Origin of the sequence: Moorella naiadis (nom. illeg.), from assembly GCF_051020825.1 — a bacterium.
Taxonomy (GTDB): Bacteria; Bacillota; DSM-521; order Neomoorellales; family Neomoorellaceae; genus Neomoorella; species Neomoorella naiadis.
The window spans coordinates 21,668-37,222 of record NZ_JAXGFQ010000017.1; the positions used below are offsets into that span (position 1 = coordinate 21,668).

Below are 15,555 nucleotides of genomic sequence, written 5' to 3' on the forward strand. Positions count from 1 at the left end.
CAGGAGGGTGACAAGCGGTTGTCATGGTAAATAAAGAGATACCGGCCTGGCTCCTGGCCGGAAATCACCCGCCGCTACAGCCGGGGGGACGGAAAAGGCGGCCCGGGTTCGCGGAGAAAACCCTGCGGGACCTGGCCCACGTGGGCGGAGAGGTCCTTTTCTCCGAAGAACTGGTCGGCCGGAGGGGGTGGCTCCAGGACCTGGAGGCGCGCTGCAAACTCCTGTCCTTACTGTGGTTAATCCTGGTCGCCGGCCTGGCCCGCCACCCCATCACCCTGATCACCCTTTATCTGGGAGTCATCCTCCTGGCCGGTCTCTCCCGGGTACCCCTGGGCCCCTTCTTGAAGCGGGTGTGGCTTTTTGTGCCCCTGTTTACGGGGATCATGGTTTTGCCTTCAATCTTTAACCTGATACGGCCGGGGGACCCCCTGCTGGTCCTTTGCCACCTGCCCGGTCCCCTCAACCTGGGCCCCTGGCATCTCCCGGATCAGCTGACAATTACCCGCCAGGGAGTGATTGGGGCCGGGGTACTCATCCTGCGGGTGGGGGTAGCGGTTTCCCTGGCCCTGCTGGTCACCCTGACCACCAGGTGGGCCGCCTTGCTACGAGCCCTGCGGGTTTTGCGGGTACCCCGCGTCTTCGTTCTGACCTTAACCTTGACCTACCGTTATATTTTCCTGCTGCTGAAACTGGTGGAAGAGATGTTTGTCGCCCGCCAGAGCCGGCAGGTGGGCCGGCCGGACAGGCAGATGAACCACCGCTTCCTGTCCGGTTCCGCCGGCAACCTGCTGGCCCGGGCCTACGCTTTAAGCGAAGAGGTTTACCAGGCCATGCTGGCCCGGGGGTTTAACGGCGAGGTGCGGACCGAGGGGGATTTACAACCGGCGGGGCCAGACTACCGGCGGGCGGCGGCCCTTTTCTTGGTAGGATTAATTATCTTGGGTGGGGATCACTATCTTGGCTGGTAAGGTTTTGTACAATCTGCGGGATGTCAGTTACGCCTATGAAGACGGGCGGCCGGTTCTGGACGGCGTCAGCCTGGCCATTCACGCCGGGGAAAAGGTGGTCCTCCTGGGGGCCAATGGTTCGGGCAAGTCGACCCTGCAGCGGGTCCTGGACGGCCTTATCTTTCCCCAAAGCGGGTCGGTGCGGTTCGCCGGGGAAAAGTTAACCGGGGATAGCCTGGAGGATGAGAATTTCTTCCTGGCCTTTCGCCGCCGGGTCGGCTTCGTCTTTCAAAACTCTGAAGCCCAGCTCTTTAACCCCAGTGTCCGGGAGGAACTGGCCTTCGGCCCCCTGCAACTGGATCTGCCGGCAGCCGCGGTCAAGGAGCGGGTGGATTCCCTCCTGGAGATGTTTGAACTGCAGGAACTGGCCGACCGGCCGCCCTACAAGCTGAGCGGCGGCGAGAGGAAGAAGGTGGCCCTGGCCGCCGTCCTGGCCAGCAACCCGGAGGTTCTCATCCTCGATGAGCCCACGGCCGGGCTGGACCCCCGCAGCCAGCGCTGGCTGGTGGAGATGCTGGTCAAACTGAACCAGGCCGGGAAAACCATCATTACGGCCACCCATGACCTGGCCATCGTCCCGGTGATTGCGGACCGGGTATTCGTCCTGGGAGAAGATCACCGCCTGGCCGGGGAGGGCACACCTCTGGAGATCCTCACCAACCGTGAACTCCTCCTCAAAGTAAACCTCATCGACGCGGCCTTCCATGAGCATCACCACCAGGGCTATTTCCATCTCCACGCCCATTAAGGCTTATGCTGGTTCTATATACCGACTATTGTTAGTTACTCTAATTACCCCCCCATATTCCCTAACTTAAAATCGTGGTTAAGGCTATACCAATTTTATATCTTTTTTACATCAGCAAGTTGTCTATATAAAATACTCAACTTTTGCCCTTGGTAAATAGATAGCGATCATTTCTTTAAAAAAATTCTCCATCGCCTTTCTTACCTCAGCTGGGTAAACATACTTACCATAACCGAACTGGCCATACTTGAAAGTCCTTTCACCTTCATCCAAAGGTAATTTTGTATTAGGAAATAATGTTTCAATCGACGTTTTGGCTCGTTTGGTAAAACGATGGGTTATTAGCTCCAATGTCAGGTCGGTCGATTCGGTAAGTAACGGTTGCCGGGAAACTACTTGCAAAAGATGGCGATATTGCTCCTGCCACCCATCCACATAAAATATAGGGGCAATAAGGAAACCTGTCCGGTAACCCCCCCTGGCCATCTTCACCGCCGCCGCCAATCGTTGTCCCAAAGGTGGGGTACCATGCTCAAAGCGCTTAATTATATTTTCGGCATTGATACTAAAACGAAAGCGGGTATGACCCCCGTGAGCCAGGTTTAATAGCCCGTCTACATCAGTAAATTTAGTAACAACCCGCAAACGTCCCAGGGGTTGGCTGGCCATAAATTCAATAGCAGCGGCAAGGCTACCGGTATACTTTTCTACTGGTAATGGATCTGACGTAGCTGCAGCTTCAAAAAACGTTACCTCGGGGTGGCGCCGGTTAATATAATTCCGGGCCCGATCAAGGATTTCAGCGACATTGACATAAATCCTTTGATAGGGCTTACGCCCAAAATGAGTAAACAGGTAACAGTATTCACACATGGCCGGACAACTCGTAACTAGAGGTAGCTGGTAATGGGCCGAAGGCTTGCAGGTTTGAAAATCCCTGCTCCTTCTTACCCCTATTACCAGGGTGCGTTTAGCTTCTAGAAAACTCTCCCGGGCTGTTTTGCCCGGGATACAAGTAACCCGGTTGTAAGCTGGGGTCATCAATACTTCGACTCTTTCTTCATGGAAGCGTTCATATAATTTTCGCCCCAGGGGGTAATTCAAAGCTTGCGGTTCGAAGATAACCCGTTTTAATCCCAAAGTCATTGTTACATTCACCCTGGCTTATTTTATCCTTTTTACTACAATTCATTACGGCTCTTTTTACTTCAGAAATGCGGCAGACAAATCAGAACTCTTTTTCCTTTTCCTGATCGAGGGGACCTAGCCTTGCTAATCCCACCTCCAGATGAGGGGCGAAATTCTGTTATCACTCCTGTTTAGTACTTTCCTTTAGAATTGGAGCATTGGTTTTTGAATAAAATAATATTTTTTGGTCATGATAACGCATAGATACTGCTTAAGGAAAGAGGTGAATCAGTAATGGAAATCACTAATTTTGACCAATGGCTCGACACACTAGAGGCCGCACTCGATAAAGCAAAATCCATGGGGATGCCGCAAAAGATTCTAGAAAAGTCGGCGGCAAATCTAGGAAATTTCCTGGCAGAAAATATAAACCCTGATATTCCTGAAAACCGGTTCCTGCGGGATCTATGGCAAGTTGCGGATAAAGACGAAAAAGAGGCTATTGCTGGTGCCATGATAAAGATGGTGGAAAAAAGGAGAGTTCATTAACATAACATTTGAATCCGTTACTAACAGAACCCCGAAAGTTCGCGGGTTCTGTTAATTTTTATGTACACTCTCTACTTGCTAACAACAACCCCCGCGCGCCTCGCCAAGATAACATTATCCCGGAGTCTTTACCCCGGGGGACACGCCAGGCACCTTCAAGAACATAGAAGGCTGGACCGAAGGAGTTTATACACCCCTTTTTTAATGCCAAACTATGCATTTCCTACTTGCCAAAACCATTATCTATCCATGCCAAGTATCGCCCTTTACGCGACAGTAAAAATTATCATAAATTGGTTGCAAATAAGATCGAGGCATATTATAATGAAGATAACTCATCATAGGTATGATGAGTAGCTTGACGGAGGCGGTCGTTCAATGCGGAAAACCCTTTACCTGCAAACCCGGGAACGCCTGATGGATTTAATCCTGGCGGGAAAACTAGCCAATGGCAACCAGCTTTTATCCGAGGAAGAGCTGGCCACTTCCCTGGAGGTAAGCCGTACTACTATCCGGGAAGTCCTCGCTTCCCTCGCCCGGGAAGGGGTAATCAGCAAAAAGCAGGGGCTGGGCAATTTTATTCACCCCAGCGCCCTGAGAGCGACCATGCGCATCGATAAGACCTGCGATTTTATTAATCTCCTTGAAGAAGCCGGCTACAAGGCCGTTCATGTTGTTAATGAACAGACATTTCAAACTGTACCGGCAAGCGGGGATATCTGCCGGAAGATGGGCCTGCCCGAGGGCGAAGAGCTTTTTGTTTTCGAAAGCGATTACCTTGCCGGAGAGTTACCAGCCATTCACTGCCATTTCTACATTCCCAATTCCCTTTTCCTGGAACGTCCTACCACCAGTGTAGAAAGGAATATTTTCTCTTTCCTTAAGAAGTATTGCAACCAGGAAGCAACCCACGCCATTGTATGGTTCAATGCCACCACTTGCAACCATGACCTGGCGCACATTTTCGCTATAGCGCCGCATACGCCCCTGCTTTATTGGGAGGAAATTTATTACAACCTGGCCGATGATATTATTTGCTATTCTGAGGTTAAATTTAATCCCCATGTCATGTGCCTGAGCATGCTACGTAAAGCCGAGCTAGTCTAGCAGGCTGGCGCTGGAGCAGGAGGCTTACAATGTTACCACCAAAAGTTGATGTGCTGGTTATTGGCGCTGGAGTGTTGGGGGCTGCCACCAGCTACTACCTGTCTTGTCGTGGCATCCAGACCCTGGTGATCGACAAAGGCGAAGCAGCTGGCGGGGCCTCCGGGGCCAATCTGGGCCAGATTTCCCTTTTAGACCGGGAGCCCGGCCCCCACCTGGAACTGGCCCGACAATCGCTTTCAATCTATGGCCAATTGGCTAAGGAATGGGGGCGGGAGCTTGGATATAAACAAACAGGAGGTTTGGTAGTATTAGATAAAAATGAGGATTTAACAAAAGCAGCGGCCATAGTTGCTGCGCAAAAACAAGCCGGGCTAGAGTGTTTTCTGCTAACCCCGGAGGAGGCAACCGGGCAGGAACCTTTCTTAGACCCCGCCGGCCTGACAGGAGCTGTCTACTGCCCCGGGGAGGGGAAGCTTGACCCCTTTACCGTGACCCTGGGTTTTCTCGATGCCGCCCGGGACCGGGGGGTAGAACTGGTTACCGGCACGGCTGTCACAGGGTTTGAGATCGACGGTAACAATATTGTCTCAGTGGCAACGGGTAAGGGGATGATCGCAGCCAAGGTAGTGGTGCTGGCTACCGGGGCCTGGACAAGGGAGCTGGCGGCTAGAAGCGGACTCGATTTACCTATTTATTACCACCGGGGCGGTGCCATGGTATCCCTGCCGGTACCTCCAGCCATTAACGGACCGGTGGTCGGCGGTGGTTTTTTAAGCGGCAGTTTTGTCCAGGAGCAACGGGTTGGCCTGGCAGCGGTCCAGGAGACCAATGGCAGCGTGCTTATTGGGCAGGCCACCGATTGGGTAGAGGACTATGATGTAGGGTTAACCTATACCGGAATTATCAAGACTGCAGCCAAATTTTTAAGCCATTTTCCAAAACTACAAGAACTGGCGATAGTCCGCATGTGGGCCGGGGTGACCCCCTACACTGCTGATAATTGGCCTTTGTTTGGTTTTAGCAGTAAGATCCATAACCTCTTTTTAGTGGCCGGTTTTAAAGGCGCCTTTACGGTTGCCCCGGCGGTGGGCCAGGCAGCCGCCGAGGTTATAGGTGGCGGGTGCAGTACCATTGACTGCTCTTTTTTCAACCCCAAACGCTTTAATCAATAAAGGAAAGGAGGCTACATTGTGAGTCTGATTGAATATTTTCCTGGCGACACCTTTTTTCACCGCCTTGATCCCCGGGTCAAGATTCTTTCGTTAATCCTTACCACCATTGCAATTTTTATTGTCCAGAATTTCCTGGTCATCGGCATAATCTTCTTGACAATTCTTGCCCTCTGGCTAAACGCACATCTGCCCTTGAAAACCCTGACCGGTTACTTTAAGCTCCTGTTGAGCTTGTTTGCCCTTCTCACCCTGTTGCAGGGCCTTTTCCTGGGCGGGCCGACCACATTGCTGGAACCGGTTATCCCCCGGGCGGTCCCCCTCATCGGTGGCTTGGGCCGCCTTTCCCTGGAAGGCATTATCTTCGGCCTCCTCCTCAATCTGCGCCTCATTGCCCTGGTAGCCCTGCTGCCCCTGGTTACCATGACCACGCCCATTCACCTCTTTGCTCTAGGGTTAGTTCGCATGGGCCTATCCTATAAAGTCGCCTACACGGCGACAACGGCCATCAATCTTATCCCCACCCTGGAAAAAGAGACAGGCGTCATCATGGATGCCCAGAAAATGCGTGGTTTTACCGTCTTTGAAAAGGGAAGTTTCATGCAAAAGATGAAGGCCTATCCAACCTTGGTTGTCCCCCTGATTATCGGTGCCATGCGCAAGGCCCAGATCATGGGTGTGGCCATGGATGTCCGCGCCTTTGGTACCCACCCAAAACGAACCTATATTGAAGATATTGTTATGAATAAGCGGGATTGGGCCATCTTGGTCATAGTCATTGTTTATAACATCGCAGTCCTGGTTGCCAACTTTGTGCTTTAAGGGGTGAGGCGTGTGTCTGAGACATTGATCAGGATCGAAAAATTGTCATATCGTTACCCCCGCACCAAAAGATGGGCTTTGAAAGACATCAACTTAGAAATAAAAAAAGGTGAATTTGTAGCCGTCATGGGCGAGAATGGTGCTGGGAAAACAACCCTCTGCCAGTGTTTAAACGGCATCATACCCCGCTCCCAGGGTGGCAAGATGAAGGGCCGGGTGACGGTTGCCGGTTTTGATACCCGCGAAACTCCTATTGCCCACCTGGCCCAGAAAGTAGGCATGGTTCTTGAGGACCCGGAAACCCAGCTGTTTACCACTAAAATCAGCAACGAAATTGCCTTTGGCCCGGAAAACCTGGGCCAGCCGCCGGAGAAAATCCGCCAGACAATCAAATGGGTGCTGGAGGTGGTGCGCCTCCAGGGCTACGAAGACCGCCCGCCCACAGCCCTGTCCGGTGGGCAAAAGCAGCGGCTGGCCATCGCGGCCGTCCTGGCTATGCAGCCGGAAATCCTGGTGCTGGATGAGCCGACTTCCCAGTTAGACCCCCTTGGCACCCTGGAGGTTTTTGCCGTAATTAGGGAATTGAAAGAGCGCTACGGTATGACCATTGTCATTGCCACCCACAACAGTGAAGAAATAGCCCAGTTTGCCGACAAGGTTTGCGTGTTAAAACAGGGCAGCATGCTGGCTTTTGACAGGCCCCAGGTAATCTTTAAAGACACCCAACTTCTGCGCCAGACCTGGATTCGTCCCCCGCAGGTAGCGGAACTGGCATCCTATTTGCAGGAACAAGGTGTTGTTTTGGACGGTTTCCCTATTTTACTTCAGGAAGCGCGACCAATGGTGGAAGAACTGCTGTCCTCGAGGAGGTGAAGAAATGGAAACAGCAGCAATTAAAATCGAAAATTTAACCTATGTTTACGAATTTGGCTTCGTAGCCTTGAAAAATATAAATTTAACAATTAAACAGAACGAGTTTGTAGGGATGATCGGCCAGAACGGGGCCGGCAAATCCACCTTGCTTAAAAATATTACCGGCTTGCTTAAACCAACGGAGGGCAATGTCTTTGTTGCTGGGGTAAATACCCGGGATGTAACTGTGGCTGAGCTGGCAACCAGGGCCGGCTTTGTCCTCCAGAACCCCGATCACCAGCTCTTTGCCGCCACGGTGGAGGAAGAAGTCTCCTTTGGGCCAAAAAATCTAGGCCTAACCCCGGAAGAGGTAGCGGAAAGGGTGCAGACAGCCCTACAGTGGGTGGGACTGGAGGAAATGCGGCAGGAATTTCCGCCGGCTTTAAGTAAAGGCGATCGGGCCAAGGTAGTGATTGCTTCGGTCCTGGCCATGCGGCCGGAAATTATTATTCTCGACGAACCTACCAGCGGCCAGGACTACCGCGGCTGTTATCAAATAATGGATATAGCCCGGGAATTTCACCGGGCCGGCCATACAGTGGTAGTGGTGACCCATCATATGGCCCTGGTGGCCGAGTATACCGAGCGGATCATTGTGCTGGGCCAGGGGGAGATCCTGCTGGATGACAGCACCAGGGTAGTCTTTGCCCAATCAGAACGCCTGCGTTTGACCCACATTGCCCCCCCGCAAATAACCCAGCTGGGTTTTGAGCTGGCGCCTGTTCTAGGATTAAAAGAAGCGGTATTGCGGGTACCTGAACTGGGGGATGCCGTCATGGCAAAATTAAGAGGGGGCCGGCAGCCATAGTGGTATACGAAAGGATACCGGGATGGTAGGTGGTAGTTTTACTTCGCGGGAGCACCAGGCACCCATCCGAGGGTAAGGTCAACTAAATCCCGCCGGTAGGTTGCCGAGGTTCCATATTAATTAACAAAAGGGGGGGGTGGCGGGTAAGGATCAAAGGGTTTTATTGGTGAAGGAGAACTTAAACAAGGAGGGAAGGAAATGGCGAAACCACAGTTTAAGACTGCTACCAGTTCCGGTAGGCAGTTCGGCAATACCCACCCAGCGGTCATTGCCGTTTGGGCAGCAGTGCTTTCGGTGGCGCATATGCTGCCGTCGCTGCCCATGATTGGTACAGGAGGCACCTTTAGTGTCAGCACGGCCCTGTTTCCCCTGTCCGGCATTTTCTTCGGGCCTATTCCCGGGGCTATCTGCGCCGCCATCGGCAGTTTCATCGGCCAGATTTTAGCTCCCCACACGGCCTGGCTGGGCCTTGGAACCTTCATTGTTGGCACGATCAATGCTCTGGTAGCTGGCTGTGTTTCCCGGGGCAAACCGTTACCTGCAGTTGGCATTATCTTACTGGGAACGCTCTTATGGTTTACTACGGCCATCGGCCGCCAGGTACCCATGTTCCCGGCCGTCTTTTATAGCTTGGGTGTTCTGGGTGCTCTGATAGGTGGCTTCCTGGGCTTTAAGTGGCTGGCCCGGGATAACGTGTTCGGTAAAGCAGTGGGTGTCTGGCTGGCGGCGTTTACCGGTTTCGTCGGGGCAGCCTCCATTGCCAACTACTTCACTCTGATAGTCTTAAAATTGCCGGCCAAAGTTTGGATCTACCTTACCTTTGTGGCGCCGGTGGAAAGAACAATATTTGCCATCGGCTCGGCGATTATCGGTATCCCTCTGCTGATCGGGTTGCCCAAGATCGGTGTTTTTGTCGGCCCGCAAGCGGAAAAGTTTGATGAAGAAGACGAGGATTAAAACAAGGTAAAGGACAGGGGGCATGAGAATTTGCCGGCTCGCTGGCCGGCAGCATGCCCCCGATGGTTAGACCAATGAAATTGTCAACAATCTTTGGGAGGAGATTTAGGTGTTTAGTATCAATGCTGAAGCAGTGAGGATTGTAAAAGAAATTATTGCTGACAGCCGCCAGCTTAATATCACTGTCAGCCGCCTGGCCAACGGGGCTACGGTCATCGATATGGGGGTGAAAGCCCGAGGCGGCCTGATGGCTGGTAAAAGATTCATTGAAGCGACCATTGGCGGTATCGGGGAAGTTGGCTTTGGCACCTTTAATATACAAGATCTGGTCCTGCCTACGGTAGATGTTTATATTGATCAGCCAGCCATTACTTGCCTGGCGGCTCAGTTTTCCGGTTGGCGGATAACGGAGGCCAGGGATAGTAAACAAGTTGCTCCCCTTGGTTCTGGCCCCTTGCGAGCCATCGCCCAAAGGGATGTTTTTTGCCGGGTGGTGCCTTACAAAGATATCAACCATGAAGCCGTCCTGGCCATCCAGAGTACCGAACTCCCGGATGAAACTGTCGCTGAGGATGCAGCCAGGGCTTGCAACATCAGCCCGGAAAATCTATATATCCTTGTTGCGGCCACGGGCAGCGTAGCCGGTGCCATGCAGGTGGTGGCCCGCAGCGTCGAACCGGCCATGTGGCGACTTCACGTTAAGGGTTTTGATGTCAGCAAAGTAGTTTGCGGCCTGGGCAGTTCTCCTCTGCCGCCGGTAATTCGCGATGAAATCCGGGCTATGGACAGGGTTAATACATCATTACTATATGGCACCAGTGTCACTCTCTTTGTCGACTGCACGGATGGTGAGGTAGAAGAAGTAATTAACAAATTGCCCCTCGAGGCTTCCCGATTGTACGGCACGCCATTCATGGAGATCTTCAAGGCCGGGAACTATGACTTCTATGAGATTGATAAGGACGTGCATACCGTAGCCAGGTTTATTATCAACAACATTGCCACGGGCAACACCTTTAGCGCCGGTAGCATTCGCCCGGATATGCTGGCCCAATCTTTTTTCAACTAAAGGATGATTGGTAATGCGGGTTTGGGAACACCCCATCCTGGGGGGACTGACGTTAGATCATACTGTCACAATCTGGGTTGATGGCCGCCCTGTCGAAGCCAGGGAGGGTGAACCGGTTGCCGCCGCCCTGCTGGCAAACGGCATTCGTGTTTGCCGCTATACCCCTAAAAGGCATGAACCCCGGGGCATTTTTTGCGGCACCGGCCAGTGTGCCGACTGCCTGATGCAGGTTGATGGTATTCCCAATGTGCGTACCTGTATCACGCCCGTGCGGGAAGGAATGGACATCCGGACACAGGAGGGCCTGGGGAAATGGGGCGATGACCATGGGGAACATTGAATGCGTTGTTGTCGGGGCCGGGCCAGCGGGATTGGGCGCCGCCATTGCTGCGGCCCGTGCCGGGGTCCGGGTGCTAGTGCTTGATGAAAACCACCTCCCGGGCGGGCAGTTATTCAAACAAATCCATAAGTTTTTTGGTTCTAAAGAACACTTTGCCGGCACCCGGGGTTTTATCATTGGTCGCCGCTTACTGGCGGAAGCAGAAAGCCTTGGGGTAGAGGTCTGGCTTAACACCCGGGTGTGGGGCCTCTTTAACGGTAATGAACTGGCCATTATCAGGGAGGGAAAAACCCAAACCTTACGGGCGCGTAAAATAATCCTGGCCACCGGGGCGACGGAAAACGCCCTTGCTTTCCCGGGCTGTACCCTACCGGGAGTGATGACTGCCGGCGCGGCCCAAACTATGGTTAACCTGCACCGGGTCTTGCCGGGAAAGCGGGTGTTGATGATTGGTTCAGGTAACGTTGGCCTGATCGTATCTTACCAGCTGTTGCAGGCGGGGGCTGAGGTAGTAGGTATTATTGAAGTAGCATCGGGGATAGGGGGCTATGCGGTTCATGCCGCCAAGCTGCACCGGGCGGGCGTGCCTTTCTACCTGGGACATACTATTGTCGCCGCCAGGGGCAAGGAGGGGGTTATAGAGGCCCTTATCTCCCCTGCAGGTGCGGGCCGGGAAGATATTCAAACCCTTAAGGTGGATACCATCTGCCTGGCTGTTGGCCTGGCCCCGCGCCTCGAATTGGTCCGCCTCGCCGGTGGTCGGGTGGTCTATCTGCCGGACCTCGGGGGCCATGTTCCGGTTCATAACAGCAAGATGGCTATTACCAGGGACATTTATGTTGCCGGGGATGTAGCTGGTGTCGAAGAAGCCAGCACGGCCCTGGAAGAAGGGCGCCTAGCAGGGGTGGCTGTGGCGGCAGACCTGGGGTATTTGCGCCCGGGGGAGGCGGAAGCGCAGCTAATGGAAATTAAGTCCGGACTGGCCAAACTGCGCAGCGGCCCCTTTGGTATAAAACGGCAGCAGGCCAAAGAAATGCTTTTGAAATCGGGGAATTGCCAATGGTAAATACCAAATTAGCGCCAGCACGTCATTTAGTCGCCGTCATCGAATGCCCGCAAGCTATTCCCTGTAATCCCTGTGAAACAGCCTGTCCCTTTGGTGCCATTACCGTGGGCGAGCCTATTACCAACCAGCCGCGTCTGGACCAGGCCAGATGCAAGGGTTGCGGCCTCTGTGTCGTGGCCTGTCCCGGACTGGCTATATTCCTAATCGACCGGAGCTATGCCCCCGGCCAGGCTGTGGTAGCCTTTCCTTACGAATACCTACCCCGGCCGGAACCTGGACAGCAGGTGGCAGTATCCGACCGGGAGGGTAAAACCATTGGCTTCGGTCAAACCTTGAGGGTATGGCAGCCGCGCCGGGATGATCCCACCATGGTAGTGCAGGTAATTGTACCGCAGGAGCTGGCCGGGGAAGTACGGGGTCTGGGAAGGGAGTCTTGAACTTGGAAGAAGGAGAGATTATTTGCCGCTGTGAAGAAATCACCCGCGAGGAAATACTAGCAGCCATCCGCCGGGGTGACCATTCCCTAAGCGCCATCAAGCGGCGCACCAGGGCAGGTATGGGCCTTTGCCAGGGCCGCACCTGCTGCCGGTTGATAGCCAGGATCCTGGCTGCCGAGCTGGGCGTTGGCGTGGGCGATATTGAAACCGGCAGTTTCCGACCGCCAGTAGGCCTGCTTTCCCTGGGTACCCTTGCTGCCAACGCCGAGTTTCCCGGGAGGGATCATAAGCATGCGCCAGCTGACCGTTGACTGTCACGTGCACCTGACCGCGCCGGAGGTGATCGCCGCCGTAGAGCGTTACCGCGGGATGGACCACTATTTTAACCTACTTACCAGTAGCCCCAAAAACAAATTTGCTACTGCCGAAGATACTATTGCCGAAATGGATCGCGCCGGCATTGACGTAGCTGTTGTCTTTGGTTTTGCTTTCAAGGATATGGGCCTGTGCCAGGAAACCAACAACTATGTCATGGCAATGACCAAGCGTTATACCGGCCGTTTCATCGGGCTGGCCTGTGTCAATCCCCTGGCCGGGGGGCTGGAGGCCGAGCTTGAACGCTGCCGGGCCGGCGGGCTTGCCGGTGTGGGGGAACTGTTTCCGGAAGGGCAGGGTTTTGACCTGGCCCGGCAAGAGGATATGGGTGAACTGGCTGGCCTTTGCAGCGAGTTGCAGTGGCCGGTGCTGGTCCACCTTAATGAACCGGTGGGCCATTTTTACCCCGGTAAAACGAAGACCACTCTCCCCCAGGCCTGCACCTTTGCCGAGAATAACCCCAAGTTAAAGATAATTTTAGCCCACTGGGGCGGGGGCCTATGGGTTTATGAACTCATGCCGGAATTAAAACGTACCCTGGCTAATGTATATTATGACACCGCGGCGTCGCCTTTTCTCTATACGCCGGTTATTTACCAGGCCGTCAAAGCAGCCGGCGTACTGGATAAGATCCTGCTAGGTAGCGACTTCCCTCTCTTATCGCCGCAGCGCTACCTGGAAGACCTGGCAGCCTCGGGACTGCCTGACGCAGAAATAGCCAGCGTTAAAGGGCTAAATGCCACCCGGATATTCGGCATGCAAACCTCTTAAGGAGGACCAACCCATGGCCATTTTAATTAAGAATGCCCGCTACTTAATTCAAAATGCCGAAAAGATCCTGGAAAACGTTGATTTGCTTATTGAAGGCAATCAGATCAGCTTAATTGGGCCGGACCTCACGGCCGGGCGCGACACCACCATTATTGAAGCTACAGGTAAGGTGGTCATGCCGGGGCTCATCAATGCCCATACCCATCTCTATCAGTGCTTCCTGAAAGCACGCCGCGATGATTTGCCTTTTAAAGAATGGTGTGAAGAAGTCACTTTTCCCTTTACCAACGTAATCCAGGAAGATTACCTACAGCGGCGGGAGGCTACCGCCGGCTATTACTGGTCCTTATTAGGGGCCATGGAAATGATTAAGGGTGGCATCACCTGCTGCATAAATATGGATAAAACCCTGCCGAGCGTTTTCCAGGCCTGGCTAAATATCGGCTTTCGTGGCGTCGGGGCCATTACGGCCGTTAACAGGTGGGTACCTAAGGAACTATCCCTTAGCGATGAGCAACGCAAGGCGGAAATTTTAAGCTATATCAAGGAATGGCACCAGGTGCCCGCAGAGAGCCCCCTGGTCCAGATATTTATGGCCCCGTCAACACCCTTCGCCTGTACCAAAAATTTTCTCCAGTGGTTGGGCGAGACAGCAATTACCCATGACCTGGGCTTGCAGGTGCATGTTTCGGAGAACAGCCGGGATGTAACCCTTGCTGAAGAAGAATCCGGCCTGACGCCCCTGGCCTACCTGGATAGCCTGGGCTTATTGCAGCAGCATTTTACGGCCGTTCACTGCGTCTACCTGACGGCGGCCGAAATGGACCTGGCCCGGGAACGCGGGGTCATACCAGTCTATAACCCCAAGAGTAACGCCAAACTGGGCAGCGGTATCGCGCCGGTGGCGGAAATGCTGGCCAGGGGGTTGACGGTGGCCATAGGTACTGACGGGGCGGCCTCTAACGATCTGCTGGACATGTTTGAGGAAATGCGGGCGGCTACCTTGTTCCAAAAGGCGCGCTATCAGGACGCCAGTCTGCTTCCGGCCGGCCAGGTGTTGCAAATGGCTACGGTGAACGGGGCCCGGGCGGCCCGGATCAACGCCGGCGAACTGTTGCCCGGCAAACTGGCCGACGTGATTATCTTGGGGCTAGATGGACCCCACCGGGGTTTTCTCCATGATCTCCTGCAAAATATTGTCTACTGTGCCAAGGCGGCTGATGTAGAGACAACGATCATTAACGGCCGGATCATCATGCAGGACCGGCAGTTATTAACCGTTGACGAGGCGGAAGCGAAGCGCCGGGCCATGGAAATTGCCGACGACATCTTTACCCGGGCCAAGGGAAAAATGTTGGCGGCCGAATTTTAAACCAGGAAGGCAGGCAAAGGGATAATGCTGGCCCCCGGCAACAGAACGGTAATTATTGCCCCGCCGTTTTGACGGTGCGACTACTCCAAGGCGTACTGGGGCAGTGCTTACAAGCCAGGGGTTGATATGGCCCTTCCATATCAGGGAGGGCCGCTTCCCTGTTTACGATCTTACCTTATAGTACTTTTTGGTAAAAGCCGCCCCTAACTATTTTACTGGGGCGGGATTTGCGGCTGGGTGAAGGACGGTGGTTGCGGGTTGTGCAGGGAGGAACCCACATAGTTGCCGGGTGTGGACAGGTTGAAAAAGAGCCGGGCATCCTTGTCCACACCCCAGTCCTGGGTGGAGCCGGTTCCCTGGACCTTCTGGAAGCATTCCCGGAACATGGTGTTGTGTGCCTCTTCCCTGTTCAACAGGAAATCGATCATCTGCCGCACATACCGGTCCGCGATTTGCCGGTGCAGATATTCATAAACAACCTTGGCACGTTGTTCGGCGGCGATGTTGGAAAGCAGATCCGCGGGCAGGTCACCGGTGGCTTCAATATAAGACGCGGTCCACACCTGGCCGGAGGCGTTGCTGTAAAAGGGATTGAGTCCAGTCGTTACATGCGCTTGGACATTGCCGATGGTGGCGTTCATGGCCTGGGGTTCATGGCCGTTCAAGAGGTTGACTGCCGTACATACCATTTCCAGGTGACTAAGCTCCTCCGCGGCGATGTCAAGGAAAATATCCTTGATGTCCGGGTCTTGAATGCGAAAACTTTGGGCCAGGTATTGTAACCCGGCTTTCAGCTCACCGTGGGGGCCCCCGATCTGCTCCTGTAAAAGCGCCGCGTAGTTTGGGTTCGGCCGTTCCATACGAACCATTTCTAGCAGGTTCTTATCGTGCTTGAACATGCTATTCCTCCTTTCTAAG

At 53.8% G+C, this 15,555-nt stretch carries 18 protein-coding genes; 16 read left to right on the plus strand and 2 right to left on the minus strand.

Annotated elements, in window-relative coordinates; genetic code table 11:
• The first annotated feature begins 23 nt into the window (after positions 1 to 23).
• Positions 24 to 968, plus strand: a complete 945-nt coding sequence (gene cbiQ, locus SDD30_RS11495) for a cobalt ECF transporter T component CbiQ (protein WP_434075062.1) — start codon at positions 24 to 26, stop codon at positions 966 to 968.
• A complete protein-coding gene (locus SDD30_RS11500; protein WP_434075063.1) occupies positions 958 to 1,755 on the plus strand; it encodes an energy-coupling factor ABC transporter ATP-binding protein in 798 nt (265 codons plus the stop codon). The genes cbiQ and SDD30_RS11500 overlap by 11 nt, the downstream gene beginning before the upstream one ends.
• Positions 1,756 to 1,878: 123 nt before the next feature.
• On the opposite strand, the gene splB is transcribed toward SDD30_RS11500, so the two are convergent.
• Positions 1,879 to 2,901, minus strand: a complete 1,023-nt coding sequence (gene splB / locus SDD30_RS11505) for a spore photoproduct lyase (RefSeq protein ID WP_434075064.1) — start codon at positions 2,899 to 2,901, stop codon at positions 1,879 to 1,881.
• Positions 2,902 to 3,177: 276 nt separating this feature from the next.
• On the opposite strand from splB, the gene SDD30_RS11510 reads away from it, so the two are divergent.
• The 14 genes from SDD30_RS11510 to SDD30_RS11575 all read left to right on the plus strand — a co-directional run bounded on the left by SDD30_RS11510 (position 3,178) and on the right by SDD30_RS11575 (position 14,637).
• On the plus strand, positions 3,178 to 3,432 hold the full coding sequence (locus tag SDD30_RS11510) for a DUF3243 domain-containing protein (protein WP_109207898.1): 255 nt from the start codon (positions 3,178 to 3,180) through the stop codon (positions 3,430 to 3,432).
• Positions 3,433 to 3,810: 378 nt separating this feature from the next.
• A complete protein-coding gene (locus tag SDD30_RS11515) occupies positions 3,811 to 4,539 on the plus strand; it encodes a GntR family transcriptional regulator (RefSeq protein WP_434075065.1) in 729 nt (242 codons plus the stop codon).
• 29 nt (positions 4,540 to 4,568) lie between these two features.
• The gene (locus tag SDD30_RS11520) at positions 4,569 to 5,711 is read left to right on the plus strand and encodes an NAD(P)/FAD-dependent oxidoreductase (RefSeq protein ID WP_434075066.1); all 1,143 of its coding nucleotides are present in this window, start codon (positions 4,569 to 4,571) and stop codon (positions 5,709 to 5,711) included.
• A gap of 18 nt (positions 5,712 to 5,729) precedes the next feature.
• Positions 5,730 to 6,530: an energy-coupling factor transporter transmembrane component T family protein gene (locus tag SDD30_RS11525; protein WP_434075067.1), complete on the plus strand. Its 801-nt coding sequence runs from the start codon at positions 5,730 to 5,732 to the stop codon at positions 6,528 to 6,530.
• Positions 6,531 to 6,542: 12 nt separating this feature from the next.
• Positions 6,543 to 7,403, plus strand: a complete 861-nt coding sequence (locus SDD30_RS11530) for an energy-coupling factor ABC transporter ATP-binding protein (RefSeq protein ID WP_434075068.1) — start codon at positions 6,543 to 6,545, stop codon at positions 7,401 to 7,403.
• A gap of 4 nt (positions 7,404 to 7,407) precedes the next feature.
• Positions 7,408 to 8,250, plus strand: a complete 843-nt coding sequence (locus tag SDD30_RS11535) for an energy-coupling factor ABC transporter ATP-binding protein (RefSeq protein WP_434075069.1) — start codon at positions 7,408 to 7,410, stop codon at positions 8,248 to 8,250.
• A 198-nt stretch (positions 8,251 to 8,448) separates the two neighbouring features.
• Positions 8,449 to 9,207, plus strand: coding sequence for an ECF transporter S component (locus SDD30_RS11540; RefSeq protein WP_434075070.1), 759 nt, complete (start codon positions 8,449 to 8,451; stop codon positions 9,205 to 9,207).
• Between the two features lie 109 nt (positions 9,208 to 9,316).
• Positions 9,317 to 10,276, plus strand: coding sequence for a methenyltetrahydromethanopterin cyclohydrolase (gene mch, locus SDD30_RS11545; RefSeq protein WP_434075071.1), 960 nt, complete (start codon positions 9,317 to 9,319; stop codon positions 10,274 to 10,276).
• 13 nt (positions 10,277 to 10,289) lie between these two features.
• Positions 10,290 to 10,616 (plus strand): (2Fe-2S)-binding protein, encoded by a 327-nt coding sequence (locus tag SDD30_RS11550; RefSeq protein WP_434075072.1) that lies wholly within the window; start codon positions 10,290 to 10,292, stop codon positions 10,614 to 10,616.
• Positions 10,603 to 11,682: an NAD(P)/FAD-dependent oxidoreductase gene (locus SDD30_RS11555; RefSeq protein WP_434075073.1), complete on the plus strand. Its 1,080-nt coding sequence runs from the start codon at positions 10,603 to 10,605 to the stop codon at positions 11,680 to 11,682. Before SDD30_RS11550 ends, SDD30_RS11555 begins: the two co-directional genes overlap by 14 nt.
• Positions 11,676 to 12,119 carry a 4Fe-4S binding protein gene (locus SDD30_RS11560; protein WP_434075074.1) on the plus strand — a complete coding sequence of 148 codons (444 nt, stop codon included), beginning with the start codon at positions 11,676 to 11,678 and terminating at the stop codon, positions 12,117 to 12,119. Before SDD30_RS11555 ends, SDD30_RS11560 begins: the two co-directional genes overlap by 7 nt.
• On the plus strand, positions 12,116 to 12,430 hold the full coding sequence (locus SDD30_RS11565; RefSeq protein WP_434075075.1) for a (2Fe-2S)-binding protein: 315 nt from the start codon (positions 12,116 to 12,118) through the stop codon (positions 12,428 to 12,430). The genes SDD30_RS11560 and SDD30_RS11565 overlap by 4 nt, the downstream gene beginning before the upstream one ends.
• Entirely contained in the window at positions 12,411 to 13,265 is an 855-nt protein-coding gene (locus SDD30_RS11570; RefSeq protein ID WP_434075076.1) for an amidohydrolase family protein, read from the plus strand. The genes SDD30_RS11565 and SDD30_RS11570 overlap by 20 nt, the downstream gene beginning before the upstream one ends.
• A 13-nt stretch (positions 13,266 to 13,278) precedes the next feature.
• Positions 13,279 to 14,637 carry an amidohydrolase gene (locus SDD30_RS11575; protein WP_434075077.1) on the plus strand — a complete coding sequence of 453 codons (1,359 nt, stop codon included), beginning with the start codon at positions 13,279 to 13,281 and terminating at the stop codon, positions 14,635 to 14,637.
• A gap of 212 nt (positions 14,638 to 14,849) precedes the next feature.
• Here SDD30_RS11575 and SDD30_RS11580 read toward each other — a convergent pair whose 3' ends face one another.
• The gene (locus SDD30_RS11580; RefSeq protein WP_434075078.1) at positions 14,850 to 15,536 is read right to left on the minus strand and encodes a manganese catalase family protein; all 687 of its coding nucleotides are present in this window, start codon (positions 15,534 to 15,536) and stop codon (positions 14,850 to 14,852) included.
• Between the last annotated feature and the right edge of the window lie 19 nt (positions 15,537 to 15,555).

Coding starts and splice junctions, on each gene's coding strand:
- cbiQ (WP_434075062.1), top strand. CDS start 24: ATGGTAAATAAAGAGATACCGGCCTGGCTCCTGGCCGGAAATCACCCG.
- splB (WP_434075064.1), bottom strand. CDS start 2,901: ATGACTTTGGGATTAAAACGGGTTATCTTCGAACCGCAAGCTTTGAAT.
- SDD30_RS11510 (WP_109207898.1), top strand. CDS start 3,178: ATGGAAATCACTAATTTTGACCAATGGCTCGACACACTAGAGGCCGCA.
- SDD30_RS11515 (WP_434075065.1), top strand. CDS start 3,811: ATGCGGAAAACCCTTTACCTGCAAACCCGGGAACGCCTGATGGATTTA.
- SDD30_RS11520 (WP_434075066.1), top strand. CDS start 4,569: ATGTTACCACCAAAAGTTGATGTGCTGGTTATTGGCGCTGGAGTGTTG.
- SDD30_RS11535 (WP_434075069.1), top strand. CDS start 7,408: ATGGAAACAGCAGCAATTAAAATCGAAAATTTAACCTATGTTTACGAA.
- SDD30_RS11540 (WP_434075070.1), top strand. CDS start 8,449: ATGGCGAAACCACAGTTTAAGACTGCTACCAGTTCCGGTAGGCAGTTC.
- SDD30_RS11550 (WP_434075072.1), top strand. CDS start 10,290: ATGCGGGTTTGGGAACACCCCATCCTGGGGGGACTGACGTTAGATCAT.
- SDD30_RS11555 (WP_434075073.1), top strand. CDS start 10,603: ATGGGGAACATTGAATGCGTTGTTGTCGGGGCCGGGCCAGCGGGATTG.
- SDD30_RS11560 (WP_434075074.1), top strand. CDS start 11,676: ATGGTAAATACCAAATTAGCGCCAGCACGTCATTTAGTCGCCGTCATC.
- SDD30_RS11570 (WP_434075076.1), top strand. CDS start 12,411: ATGCGCCAGCTGACCGTTGACTGTCACGTGCACCTGACCGCGCCGGAG.
- SDD30_RS11575 (WP_434075077.1), top strand. CDS start 13,279: ATGGCCATTTTAATTAAGAATGCCCGCTACTTAATTCAAAATGCCGAA.
- SDD30_RS11580 (WP_434075078.1), bottom strand. CDS start 15,536: ATGTTCAAGCACGATAAGAACCTGCTAGAAATGGTTCGTATGGAACGG.